Annotated in this window: 10 protein-coding genes; 4 read left to right on the top strand and 6 right to left on the bottom strand. The window is 72.0% G+C overall.

From position 1 onward, the window contains the following. Positions 1-25: 25 nt before the first annotated feature. Positions 26-1,213, bottom strand: a complete 1,188-nt coding sequence (locus GVL05_RS11605) for a S24/S26 family peptidase (RefSeq protein ID WP_159573237.1) — start codon at positions 1,211-1,213, stop codon at positions 26-28. Between the two features lie 91 nt (positions 1,214-1,304). Continuing rightward, complete coding sequence (locus tag GVL05_RS11600) at positions 1,305-1,904, bottom strand: hypothetical protein (protein WP_111085548.1); 600 nt, start codon at positions 1,902-1,904, stop codon at positions 1,305-1,307. A gap of 202 nt (positions 1,905-2,106) precedes the next feature. Between GVL05_RS11600 and GVL05_RS11595 the strand changes: the two genes are divergently transcribed. Both GVL05_RS11595 and GVL05_RS11590 read left to right on the top strand, forming a co-directional pair. Further along, complete coding sequence (locus GVL05_RS11595; RefSeq protein WP_123937540.1) at positions 2,107-2,649, top strand: MarR family winged helix-turn-helix transcriptional regulator; 543 nt, start codon at positions 2,107-2,109, stop codon at positions 2,647-2,649. A gap of 36 nt (positions 2,650-2,685) precedes the next feature. Further along, positions 2,686-3,195: a DinB family protein gene (locus GVL05_RS11590; RefSeq protein WP_159573236.1), complete on the top strand. Its 510-nt coding sequence runs from the start codon at positions 2,686-2,688 to the stop codon at positions 3,193-3,195. Positions 3,196-3,345: 150 nt separating this feature from the next. Here the strand turns inward: GVL05_RS11590 and GVL05_RS11585 are convergent, their stop codons facing one another. Further along, positions 3,346-5,466: a DEAD/DEAH box helicase gene (locus GVL05_RS11585; RefSeq protein WP_159573235.1), complete on the bottom strand. Its 2,121-nt coding sequence runs from the start codon at positions 5,464-5,466 to the stop codon at positions 3,346-3,348. 268 nt (positions 5,467-5,734) lie between these two features. Then, the gene (locus GVL05_RS11580; protein WP_235035946.1) at positions 5,735-6,589 is read right to left on the bottom strand and encodes a PPK2 family polyphosphate kinase; all 855 of its coding nucleotides are present in this window, start codon (positions 6,587-6,589) and stop codon (positions 5,735-5,737) included. 176 nt (positions 6,590-6,765) lie between these two features. Between GVL05_RS11580 and GVL05_RS11575 the strand changes: the two genes are divergently transcribed. Then, positions 6,766-7,776 (top strand): alpha/beta hydrolase, encoded by a 1,011-nt coding sequence (locus GVL05_RS11575; protein ID WP_111085552.1) that lies wholly within the window; start codon positions 6,766-6,768, stop codon positions 7,774-7,776. Positions 7,777-8,093: 317 nt separating this feature from the next. Beyond that, complete coding sequence (locus GVL05_RS11570) at positions 8,094-8,438, top strand: hypothetical protein (RefSeq protein WP_159573234.1); 345 nt, start codon at positions 8,094-8,096, stop codon at positions 8,436-8,438. 27 nt (positions 8,439-8,465) lie between these two features. On the opposite strand, the gene GVL05_RS11565 is transcribed toward GVL05_RS11570, so the two are convergent. Further along, on the bottom strand, positions 8,466-11,633 hold the full coding sequence (locus tag GVL05_RS11565) for an efflux RND transporter permease subunit (protein ID WP_159573233.1): 3,168 nt from the start codon (positions 11,631-11,633) through the stop codon (positions 8,466-8,468). 64 nt (positions 11,634-11,697) lie between these two features. Then, entirely contained in the window at positions 11,698-12,384 is a 687-nt protein-coding gene (locus GVL05_RS11560; RefSeq protein WP_159573232.1) for a DUF6518 family protein, read from the bottom strand. Between the last annotated feature and the right edge of the window lie 145 nt (positions 12,385-12,529).

Genomic DNA, 12,529 nt, shown 5'->3' with positions numbered 1-12,529 from the left:
CGGCCGCGCGCCGCCTGTGGAGAACTCAGGGCACGCAGCTCGCCGACGCCAGGCCGAGGGCCGAGACGACCCGCACCTTGACGGTCGGCGTGCTGGTCGCGGTCCAGTTGTTGCCGAGGTTCGTGCGGAGGTTCAGCGTGTAGGTCGTGCCGAGGTCGAGCAGGCCCGCACCGCCGTAGACGAGCGAACGCTGCCCGACGGTCGTGGCGCTCGCGAGCTGGGTCGTCCCGTTCATCAAGTCGAACGAGTTCGGCACGGTCGGGTCCGTGTAGGTCCAGGCGATCGTCACGGTGCTCGACGACGCGGCCGTGCAGGTCAGGGTGGGGACACCGGTCGCGGTTACCGCCGTGAAGTTCGACACCGGGTTCACGGTCGTCCGCGACCACGGCACGGCCACCGCCTGCGCCGGCACGAGCACCCCGACGCTCCCCGCGATGACGAGGACCGCCGCGGCACCGCCGAAGCGGCGCAGCCGCTGCACGCGACGCTCGTGCACCCGGAGCGAGCGACGGGTGACGACGGTGGTCCCGCCGGACGGGAGGCGCGTGGCGGCGTCGTCCCGTGCCTCCCGGCCGGTGTCGGTACCGTCCGACGGCCCGTCACCCGACCCGTGGGCGGTGTCGCCCCCGTCCGAGCCGTCGGCGTCGTCGTCGTCGATCGCCGCGAGGCGGCGGAGCGACCCGTCGACCGTGCAGAGCGCGAGCAGCGCCGTCAGGCCGAGTGCGAGCACGACGACCTTGACCCACTCCCCCTGCCGGAGCCACAAGATCGGCGCCCCGACGAACGGGATGCGCAGGAAGGCGACCCCGTGCACGGCCGAGCGTTCGAGCGGCGTGGAGTCCTGCTGCGGGTTCGCGTCGCCCTTGGTGACCAGGGTGCCGCCCGGGCCGTCCTCGACGTAGCGGTGCATGCGGAGGTGCCCCGGCTGGTCCGGGTCGTCGGCGAGCAGGATCTTGCCCGTCCGGACCTCACCGGACGCGACCGGGCGGGAGACGACGACGTCCCCGGGCGTGAGGCGCGGCTCCATCGACCCGGTCATCACCGTCGTCGGTTGCCAGCCGATCAGCGCGGGGGCGGCCGCCCACAGGGCGAGGCCGAGGAGGGTCGCGACCACACCGCGTGCGACGGCGCCGACGACGACGCGCCCCCAGTCGACGACGTCACGGAGCACGGCGTGCGGTGTGGGACCACCGTGCACTGCGATGCTGCTCATGACTGCCTTCGACCGGGGGCGCGTTCTCGGGGGTGGTGACCGGGGCGGGCTCGGGCCGAGCCCCGGTCACCGGGTGGGGAGGGCTCCCGGCTCAGCTGTTCTGGGCCTCCCAGGTGAGGCCGAGGGACGCGGTGCCGCCCTGGACCGTGTTCGGCGCGGTGCTCGAGACCGTGTAGGTGAAGCGGTAGACGCGCGACTCGGACGCGGACCCGGTCGGGGCCCAGGTGCCGAGGCCGGTGGCGAAGTTCGTGGAGCCGGTGCCGAACGCGGCGAGGGTGCCGTTGTAGAGCGTTCCGCTGGTCGCGGCCGGGGTGAAGCCGGTGCAGGAGCCGAAGCCACCGCCGGTGCCCTGCTCGACCTGCAGGTTGATGTTGCCCGAGAGGTTGTTCGTGGTGGCCGGGTTCGTGCCGTACAGCTTCACGGTCGAGGCCAGCGAGCCGGTCGACGTGACCGTGATGCAGTTGGCGCCGGTGGAGCCGGGCTTGAGGCCCGTCGCGGTGAAGAGCGCGGTGTTGTTGTCGTCGTCGGTGAGGGCGACGCTGCCGGCGGTCCAGTTGCTGGTCGGGTTGACGGTGGTGGCCGAGAACGCCGAGTAGGACGCGGTCGAGACGACGACACCCGAGGCGACGAGGGCGGCGGGGATGGCGATCCAGGCCGCGAGACGGGCGGCGCGAGGGGTGACACGAGACATTGCGGGAGCTCCTGATCCGGAAACGGTGGCGCCGTGGTCGCGGTGGTTGGTCGCGTCGGTGCCGTGGTGTTTGCTACGACGATCAAGTTACTTTTCCGCCGAGCAACTCACAAGGGAAGGAACCACCCCGTGCTGGGGGTGTCTTGACGAGTGAGATACTTGTTGACTGAGTCTTCCCACCCCCTGCCGAGAAGAGCCGCCGATGACGGACACCACCCAGCCCGTCCTGCCCGACACCCTGCCGCCCGCGCCCGTGTCGCCGACCGTCTCCGTGCCGGAGCGCGTGGACTCGGACACCGACCTCGCGAAGCTCCTCACCGCCTTCCGCCTGCTCCAGACGCAGCACGCCCGCGTCCTGCACCACGAGAGCGTCGTGCGCGGGCTGAACGCCACCGACACCCGCTTCGTGTTCTTCCTGGCCGCGGCCGACGGCGAGGGGATCACGCCGAAGCAGGCCGGCGAGTACCTCGAGCTCACCACAGGCGCCATGACCTCGCTCGTCGACCGGCTCGAGCAGCGCGGACACCTCGAGCGCCGCCCGAACCCGCAGGACCGTCGCAGCGTCCTGCTGCACCTCACGGCCTCGGGCGCCGAGGTGGCCCGGCAGATCGGCGCCGTCTACTCGGACGCCTTCCGCGAGGTCGTCGCCCCCGCCGACCGGGTCCGCCTCGCCGCCGCGTTCGCCGGGCTCGGCGACGCCCTCGACCGCCACTCGCGCGCGGAGACCGCAGCCCGCTCCGCGTGACCTCGTGTGTCGGGGCGCGCGCGTAGCGTGGTGCGCATGACACCGTCCGAAGTCCTGATCGAAGCGTTCTCCCGCGTCCCCGAGACCGTCGAGCGTGCCGTCGACGGCCTGTCCGAGGACCAACTCGCAGCGCGTCCGGCCGCCGGGGCGAACACCCTGGCATGGCTCGCGTGGCACACCGCCCGTGGGCAGGACGTCCAGATCGCCGACCTCGCCGGCACCGCGCAGGTGTGGACCGCCGACGGCTGGTACGACCGGTTCGGCCTGCCGTTCCCGGCCGAGGCCCTCGGCTACGGCATGTCCCGTGACGACGTCGGTCGCGTGCGTGCCTCGGCCGAGCTGCTCACCGGGTACCTGCGTGCCGTCCACGACCGCACCGTCGCGTACCTCGGCACGCTCGGCCCCGACGACCTCGACCCCGTGGTCGACGACGCGTGGGACCCGCCCGTCACCGCCGGTGCCCGACTCGTGAGCATCCTCGACGACTGCACGCAGCACGCCGGCCAGGCCGGCTTCGTGCGCGGGTTGCTGTTCTTCAACCGCTGACGCGGTCGCGCGGTCGCGAGGGCGTGCTCGCTTCGTGAGCAGAAATGGTCGGGTCCGATTTCGGGACCCGACCATTTCTGCTCACCATGTGACGGACGGGAGGCCCGGTACCAGCTGGTACCGGGCCTCCCGTCGTCCGTCTGGTCGCGACTAGCGCGCGGCGAGCTCTGACACGATGCCGTCACCGGGGGCGGCCTGCACGAGGTCCGCCGCGATCTCGGCACGCTCGAGGATGCCCTCGATCTTGCGGATGCGACCACGCGGGACGAGGGTCACGACGGTGCCCTCCTTGCCGGCACGACCCGTGCGGCCGGAGCGGTGCATGTACGCCTTGTAGTCGTCCGGGGCATCCGCCTGCACGACGAGCGACACGTCGTCGACGTGGATGCCGCGGGCGGCGACGTCGGTGGCGACGAGCACGTTCACCCGGCCGCTCGTCAGGAGCTGCAGGTTCCGGGTCCGGCGCGACTGGTTCAGGTCGCCGTGGAGCGACGTGGCACGGATGCCGGCGTCCTCGAACTGGTCGGCGAGGCGCTCGGCGTAGGCACGGGTCCGGGCGAAGACGATCGTCTTGCCGTCACCGGCGACGAGCTCCTCGAGGACACGGTCCTTCTCGCGCTGCTCGACCACGAGGACACGGTGGTCGATGGTCGAGGACGCCTGGTCCTCACCCGCGACCTCGTGCACGCTCGGCTCGTGCAGGAACTGCTCGACGAGCGCCGCGACCTGGGTGTCGAGCGTCGCGCTGAACAGCAGCTTCTGTGCACGGTTGCCCTGCGGGGTGACCTCGGCGGTGGCGGAGAGGATCTCCTGCACCGGCTCGAGGAACCCGAGGTCGCACATGTGGTCGGCCTCGTCGAGCACGGAGATGACGACCTCGCTGAGGTCGAGCTTCCCCTTGTTCATGAGGTCCTGCACACGACCAGGGGTGCCGACGATGATGTCGACGCCACGCTCGAGCGCACCCTCCTGACGGCCGTACGGCACGCCGCCGTAGATCTGCGTCGTGAAGAGGCCCACCGAGCGGGCGATCGGCTGCACCGTGCGGTCGATCTGCAGGGCCAGCTCGCGGGTCGGCGCGAGGATGAGCGCACGCGGGGCGCGGCCCATCTTGCGCTTCGTGCCGCCGCCGTGCTCCATGAGCTTCTCGACGAGCGGGGCGCCGAACGCGATGGTCTTGCCGGAGCCCGTGCGGCCACGGCCGAGGACGTCCTTGCCGGCGATCACGTCGGGGATCGTCGCGGCCTGGATCGGGAACGGGCTGCTCGCGCCGAGCTCCTGCAGGGCGCGGGAGATGTTGCCGCCGATGCCGAGGTCGCCGAAGGTCACGCCCTCGACGTCCGACGCCACGGTGGACTCGGCCTGGAGCTTCGCGAGCTTGACGTCGTCGGCGGGGACGAACTTGCCGCGCTCGGGCTCGTCGAACGTACGGCGGGGAGCGCTGCGGTCGTCGCGGTCGAAGCTGCGACGGGGACGGTCGTCATTGTCACGACGGGGGGCACGGTCATCGCGGTCGAAGCTGCGACGCGGGCGGTCGTCGTTGTCACGACGCGGAGCACGGTCGTCGCGGTTGAAGCTGCGCGGAGCGCGGTCATCGCGGTCGAACGAACGACGCGGGCGGTCGTCGTTGTCACGACGGGGCGCACGGTCATCGCGGTCGAAGCTACGACGCGGGCGGTCGTCGTTGTCACGACGCGGAGCACGGTCGTCGCGGTTGAAGCTGCGCGGGGCGCGGTCATCGCGGTCGAAGCTACGACGCGGGCGGTCGTCGTTGTCACGACGCGGAGCACGGTCGTCGCGGTTGAAGCTGCGCGGGGCGCGGTCATCGCGGTCGAAGCTGCGACGCGGGCGGTCGTCGTTGTCACGACGGGGCGCACGGTCGTCACGGTTGAAGCTGCGCGGTGCGCGGTCATCGCGATCGAACGAACGACGCGGGCGGTCGTCGTTGTCACGACGCGGGGCACGATCGTCGCGGTCGAAGCGACGCGGCGCGCGGTCGTCACGGTTGAAGCCGCGTCCACCACGGTCATCGCGCTCCGGGCGGCGCTGGCCGCCGCTGTCGCGGGGCTCCCAGTTCGGGCGCGCGGGGCGCTCGCCCTGCGCCGAGCGGCCGCGACGCTCCTCGGCGTCCCAGCGCTGCTTCTGGCGCGGCGCGCTCGGTTCGGCGGCGCGGAACCCGCGGTGCTTGCTGCTGCGTGCGGCGGGGGTGCCGTTCGGGTGGCGGGGACGATCGGAGGCGCGGTTGTCCGCGCCCTTGTTGTACGGAGCCATGACTGCTTTCTCGGGTGCGCAACGAACCGCAGCGCCCGACAGCGACATCGGCGGGGGCTGCTTGCGGAGAGGGGGTTCATCCCGTCGCGATTCGACGTGATTCCAGCCCTCGAGCAACACACACCCAACAAAAAGCCCGTGATCACGATGTCACGGCGTCGAAGGCCGACCGAGCGAGTCTACGCGACCCCGCGCTCTGATGCCAGCCCCGTCGTCGACGGACGGCCGCGAGCCGGACCCGGCCCGTGCCTCCCGGCCGGCCCGTCGGTCAGGACTCGGCGAGCCGCTGTCGTTGCTCGGCCACGTCGAAGTCCGCCTTCGGCCACGAGAGCTGCATGTCCTCGAGGGCCCGGAGCAGGAGCTGCTGCACCGCCAGGCGGGCGTACCACTTGCGGTTCGCCGGCACGACGTACCAGGGCGCCTGCGGGGTCGAGGTCCGGTCGAACACGATCTGGTACGCGTCCTGGTAGCGGTCCCACAGCAGGCGCTCGTCGATGTCGGCCGGGTTGAACTTCCAGTGCTTGTCGGGACGGTCGAGTCGCTCGCCGAGGCGTTCGCGCTGCTCGTCCTTCGAGATGTGCAGCATCACCTTGACGATCGTGGTGCCCTCGGCGGTGAGGCGGTCCTCGAACTCGGTGATCGCGCCGTAGCGTCGTTCGATCTCGTCCGGCGCCGCGAACGCCCGGATGCGCTGGATGAGGACGTCCTCGTAGTGCGAGCGGTCGAAGACGCCGAGCTGCCCGGCAGTCGGGAGCTGCCGCTCGATGCGCCAGAGGAAGTCATGCTCGCGCTCCTCGGCCGTCGGGGCCTTGAAGCCCGCGTACCGCACGCCGTTCGGGTCGACCGCACCGACGACGTGCGAGACGATGCCGCCCTTGCCGGCGGTGTCCATCGCCTGCAGGACGAGCAGCACCCGGCGCTGGTCGCCAGCAGTCGACGCCGCGTACAGCCGCTCCTGCAGGGCGGCGAGGCGGGACGCCCCCGCGGCGAGCGCTTCGAGCCCGTCGATCTTGCGGCCGGGGAAGCCCGGCGTCGCATCCGGGTCGACCTGGTCGAGGCGGAAGCCCGGGTCGACGCGGAGCAGTGGTTCGGGATCGGCGTTCCAGGCCTTGCGACGGCTCACGGGTCCTCCTGCGGTCCTGGCGGCGGGTGCCCCCAGCTCTCATCCTGGCACTGTGGCGGTTCCGCCGTCGGGCTGCGCCGTCCGGTTCCGCCGTCGGGTTGCGCGGTCGGGTGCGCGGTCGGGGTTCCTCCGCTCGGGTGACGTGGCCGGCCTCGGGTGCGGCTACCGTGGAACCGATGAAGTCCGGCCGTCGCACAGTGCTCGCGCTCGTCGCCGCGGTCGTGGCGCTCGGCGCGGTCGCGTCCTGCAGTACGGACCCCGTCGGCGACGAGAACGCGACGGTCACCGCGGACAGCGTCATCTACCCGCTGTCCCTGCAGTACCACGGCATCGACGTGGTCGCGGATGTGCCGTACGGCACGGCTCCGCTGCAGCGACTCGACGTCTGCTTGCCGGCCGACAGCGCCCCGGAGACGACCGCGACCCCCACGGCGACGCCGTCCGCCACCCCGACGGCCGACCCCGCCGAGGCCGCAGCCAGCACCGGTCGGCCCGCGGTGCTGATGATCCACGGCGGCAGCTGGTCGCACGGCGACAAGGCCACGGCCGCCTACCGGTCGGTGTGCAAGTACCTGGCGTCCGAGGGCTTCGTCACGTTCAACGTCGACTACCGGCTCGCCCCCACCGACCCGTTCCCGGCCGGTCTCGACGACGTCCGACGGGCGCTCGACTACGTGTTCCGCCCCACGACGCTCTCCACGTACGACGTCGACTCCCAGCGGGTCGGGGTGTTCGGCGGGAGCGCGGGCGGCAACCTGGCGGCGATGCTCGCAGTGACCGACCACGAGTCCGCCGCCTACGCCGAGGGCGACCGGATCCGTGCGGTCGTCGACCTGAGCGGCCCCACGAACCTGACGTCGCGCTCGACCCGGGCCGACGGGGTGTCCGCGTCCTTCCAGCGGAAGCAGCTGCTGTACCTCGGCTGCAGGACCTACGCGAAGTGTCCGGCGGCGACCCGGGCGTCGCCGGAGTACCACGTCACCTCGGACACGGCGCCGTTCTTCATCGGGCACTCGACGGACGAGTTCATCCCGCTGTGGGAGTCGCAGGAGTTCGCGGCGACGCTCCGGTCGCACGACGTGCCGGTCACGTTCGTGCAGGTCGAGGGGACGGCGCACTCGATCGCGCAGCTCGACGAGGCGATGAGCCGCCGCGTCGCGACGTTCTTCCGGACCCAGCTGGGCTGAGGCGCTGCGGGGGCGGCGTGCGCGGGTTCGGCCGCGGGCGGGTTCGGCCGCGGGCGGGTTCGGCCGCGGGCGGGTTCGGCCGCGGGCGGGTTCGGCCGTGCGCGGGTTGTGTGCCGCCGAAGCGACACTTCTCGCCGACGAGCGGCCGTCCGTGCCGCGAGAGCGACGTTGTGCCGCCGATGTTCGGCGGAGAAGTGTCGCTTTCGCAGAGACGCCAGAGCGGGCGCGCTCGCGGAGCCGCACTGCCGCGTGCCCCGGGTGGGTGGCACCCGGAGTCGGGACTACTGCCGACCCGCGCCACGTCGCAGACTTCCGGGGTGACCGACACCTCGACCCGCCCTGCACGCGCCGCCGCGACCCGCTGGGACCGTTCCGCGCTGCAGACCTCCGCGGAGTTGCTGCTCGGGCTGTCGTTCGCCGCCACCATGGCCTTCGGCGGGTACGCGGCTGCGACCGGGCACCTCGCTGTGTTCGCGCAGGGCGCCGGGGTCGTCTTCCTCGTCACGCTGACCTGCGTGCTCGTGTCCTGGTTCCGCGCCGTCGAGCGCGAGGAGCGTGCCGACCACCGGGCCACCGCGCCCGTCGTGCCGGCCACGGCCTCGGCCTCGGTGCCCCTCACGACCGCCGCCATCGCGGCCGTCGACGCCGAGTACCGCAGGTAGCGGGGCCCGGCGCCGGCAGCGCCGCCGCTAGCCCGCCGCGGCCGCCGCAGCCCGCCGATCAGCCCGCCGCTCCCGCGCCCGCTCCACCACGAAGTACAGCGCCGGCAGCACCACCAGGGTCAGCAGCGTCGACGACACCAGCCCGCCGATCACGACGAGCGCGAGCGGCTGCGAGATGAACCCGGACTTGCCGGTCAGCCCGATCGCCATCGGCACGAGCGCGAAGATCGTCGCCAGTGCGGTCATCAGGATCGGCCGGAGTCGTCGGGTGGCCCCCTCGACCAGGGCCTCGCGCACCCGCAGTCCGCGCCGCCGGTACTGGTTCACCAGGTCGATGAGGACGATCGCGTTCGTCACGACGATGCCGACGAGCATGAGCACGCCGATGAGCGACGCCACACCGAGTGGGATGCCCGACGCGATCTGCAGCAGGATCGCGCCCGTCGCCGCGAACGGCACCGAGACGAGCAGCAGCAGGGGCTGGAGCAGGCTCCGGAACGTCGCGACCATCACCACGTAGACGATCAGGATCGCGACCAGGGCGGCGAGCAGCAGCTGGCTGAACGCCGACGTCTGGCTCGAGGCGACGCCGCCGATCGACGCGGACGCACCCTTGGGCAGGTCGAGCTGGTCGACCGCCGTGGTCACCGACTGCACCGCCGCGCCGAGGTTCGACGCGTCCGGGGTCACGGTGATCGTGGCGGTGCGGACGGCGTCCGAAGTGGTGACGGTCGTCGGTCCCTCGGCACGTTCGACGGTGGCGACGTCGGACAGCGGTACCGGCCCGGTCGAGGTCGGGACCAACAGTGCGCGCAGTGCCGTGATGGTCTTCGGCGGCGAGGGTGCGGCGATGTAGACATCGAGCGAGGCGTCGTCGATCTCGACCGTCCCGGTGTCGCGCGGCGACACCGAAGCTGCGACGATCCCGCCGACCTGGGTCTCGGTCAGCCCGAGCGCGGCCGCCTTCTCGCGGTCGACCCGGACGGCCAGGTACGGCTCGGCCGACGACAGGTTGCTCGTCGCCCCCGTGGTGTCGTCGACCGTCCGCATCTCGCGCAGCACCTGCGACGCGGCGGTCCGGAGCTGCGCTTGGGTCGGCGCGCTGACGTCGACCTCGATGTCGCTGCTGCCGCCGAAGCCACCACCCGACGACGCGACGGTGAGCTCGCCCTGGTCATTGAGCCCGTCGAGTCGCTTCCGGGTGTCCGACTGCACCCGGGTCTGGTCGGCGCCCTCGTCGGTGGTCACCGAGTACTGCACCGATGCCGTGCCGCCGCCACCGAACGCGGCCTGGATCGACTCGCCGCTCGTGCCGATCGTGGTCTGCACGGTCTCGACGCCGTCGACCGCGCGGAGCTGGCGCTCGACGGTGCGCGCCGCGTCGGACTGCGACGCCAGGCTCGTGCCGGGCTCGAGGTCCTGCGTGACGGTGAACGTGTTCTGCCCGGAGTCACCGAGGTAGTTCGTCTTGACGAACGGCAGCGCCGCTGCGGTCCCTCCGAGCACGAGCACGGCGAGCACGAGGACCACCCACGGTGCGCGGAGCGCCCACCCGAGCACCGGCTGGTAGCCGCGGCGCAGCCGGTCGGGTGCGGACGCGTCGTGCAGGTCTGCCGCACTCGCGAGTGCACCGTCCGTCGCAGAGCTGACGGGAGGCACGGCCCCCGCCGCCCCGTCGGCGTCGGTCCCCGACACGGCCGGCTGCACCGCCCCGGCGTGCTTGTGCCCCTTCGGCGCGCGCAGGAACCAGTACGCCAGCACCGGCACGATGGTCAGGGAGACCAGCAGCGAGGCGACCAGCGCCATCGTCACGGTCAGGGCGAACGGCCGGAACAGCTCGCCGACGAGCTCGGCGACGAACGCGACGGGCAGGAACACGACCACGGTCGTCACGGTCGACGCGGTCACGGCGCCGGCGACCTCGCGGACGCCGTCGAGCACCGCCCGTTGCCGGTCGACGCCGGGTTGCAGGTGCCGCTTGATGTTCTCGATCACGACGATGGAGTCGTCGACCACACGGCCGATCGCGATGGTCAGGCCGGCGAGCGTGATGATGTTGAGCGTGTAGCCGGCGGCCAGCATGCCGATCGCGGCGAGGAGCACCGACGTCGGGATCGAGATCGCGGTGACGATCGTCGACCGGACCGACAGCAGGAACAGCAGGATCACGAGGACGGCGAACGCCAGGCCGAGCAGTCCTTCCTCGGCCAGGGAGTCGATCGACTGCTGGATGAAGGGCGCCTGGTCGAACACGACGGTGAACCGGGGGTCGCCGTCGATCTTCGCCTCGATGCCGGGCAGGGCGTCACGGACGGTCTCCGAGACGTCGACGGTGTTCGCCTCCTGCGTCTTCGTGATCGCGATGGTGAGTGCCTGTTCGCCGTTCACGCGGCTGATCGAGGTGCGCGGTGACTCCTTGATGGCGACGGTGGCGACGTCGCCGAGGGTCGTCGCCGAGGTGCCGCCCGTCAGCGGCAGGTCCTCGATGTCGGCGACCGAGGCGATGCGTTCGCCGGTCTGCACGGAGAGCGTCGAACCGCTCTGTGTGATCGTGCCGCCGGGGATCAGGGTGCCGTTGTCGTCGAGCGCGTCCGAGATCGCCGTCTCGCTGAGGCCCCGGGCTGCCAGGTCGTCCTGGTCCGGGGTGATGACGACGCGACGACCGGGGTTGCCGTAGACGTCGGCGGCCCGCACCCCGTCGAGCTTCTCGAGGTCGGGCACCGCGGTGGCGTTCAGTCGTTCGACGAGCTGTTCCTGGTCGCCCTTCGCCGACACCGCGAGCTGCAGGACGGGCAGGTCGTCGAACGACCCGGTCACGATCTGGGTCTGCACGGAGTCGGGCAGCGAGAGTGCGTTGACGACGGTCTGGATCTTGTCCTCGGCGCTGGCCAGGTTGGAGCCGTAGTCGAACGAGGCCGACACGATGCTCTGCCCGGTGGACGAGGTCGCCGAGGTCGACTCGAGGTCCGGGACCGCCTGGATCCCCTGCTCGATCTTCGTCGAGACGTCGTTGGACACCACCTCGGGCGTGGCACCGGGGTACGCGCTGACGATCGCGACCTGCGGGAACTCGACGCTCGGGATCAGCTCCTGCTTGAGGTTCGACAGCGCGATGCCACCGAAGACCGCGACGACGATGGTGACGAGCGCGATGAGGGCCCGGTTGCGGAGGCTGAAGACCGAGAGGAGGTGCACGTCATCGATCCTCGCAGCCGCAGCCCGTGCGCGTCCGCATCAGGCCTTCGGGTCAGCCGTCGGGTCAGCCACCGAGCAGCAGGTACGCGCCGAGCACGCCGACGGTGCCGAGCACGCCGCTGCCGAGGGCGATCACGCGGCCGACCGACGACCGGGCGGTGGCCACCCCGACGACGAGCACGAGGATGCCGACGACGATCTCGACCACCCAGGTCACCGGGCCGGTCGTGGCCACCACCTGCAGCAGCGCCCGCACCCCCTCGCCGATCAGGATCGCGGCGGTGACCCCGAACGCTCCGGCACGCCAGCGGGCGTCGCGGGAGCGGACGAACACGGCGACCGCACCGGCGAGCAGCCCGGCGGGGACGCCGAGCAGCACCCACAGGTTGGTGACGGACAGGAAGTCCGGGTAGCCGCGCAGGTTCGTCGTGGCCCAGTAGCCGACGTGCATGAGTTCGAGCAGCACGACGCCGAGCAGCAGCGCGAGCGGCAGGGCGAACCGGCCGGCACGAGCTCCGGCCCCGATGCACAGCGCGACGGCGACCAGGATCCAGGGGCCGGCCGAGTTGGCGACCGAGGACAGCGCGGGCACGGTCTGCCCGAACGAGGTCAGCACGCCGGCGAGCAGCGCACCGCTCAGGGCCATCGTGACGCGCACCAGAGCCGGCACCGCGGGGCACGGCTCGGACGGCGACGCGGACGACGGGGACGCGGCAGCGGCCGGAGCACCGGCGGACAGGGTCGCGTTCATGGCATCAGCATCGCGTCGTCCGCCGCCGCGCACATCACCCCACGGAGCGAGAACGACCCCGGCCCATCACCCCAGAGGATGACCCCACGACTGCTCACACCACCGCGGCGAGCGACCCCCGCACCCCGGCGGACTCCCCACCGAC

Source organism: Curtobacterium sp. 18060 (genome assembly GCF_902706105.1).
GTDB lineage: Bacteria > Actinomycetota > Actinomycetes > Actinomycetales > Microbacteriaceae > Curtobacterium.
This window is presented reverse-complemented; position numbering and strand designations above follow the sequence as displayed.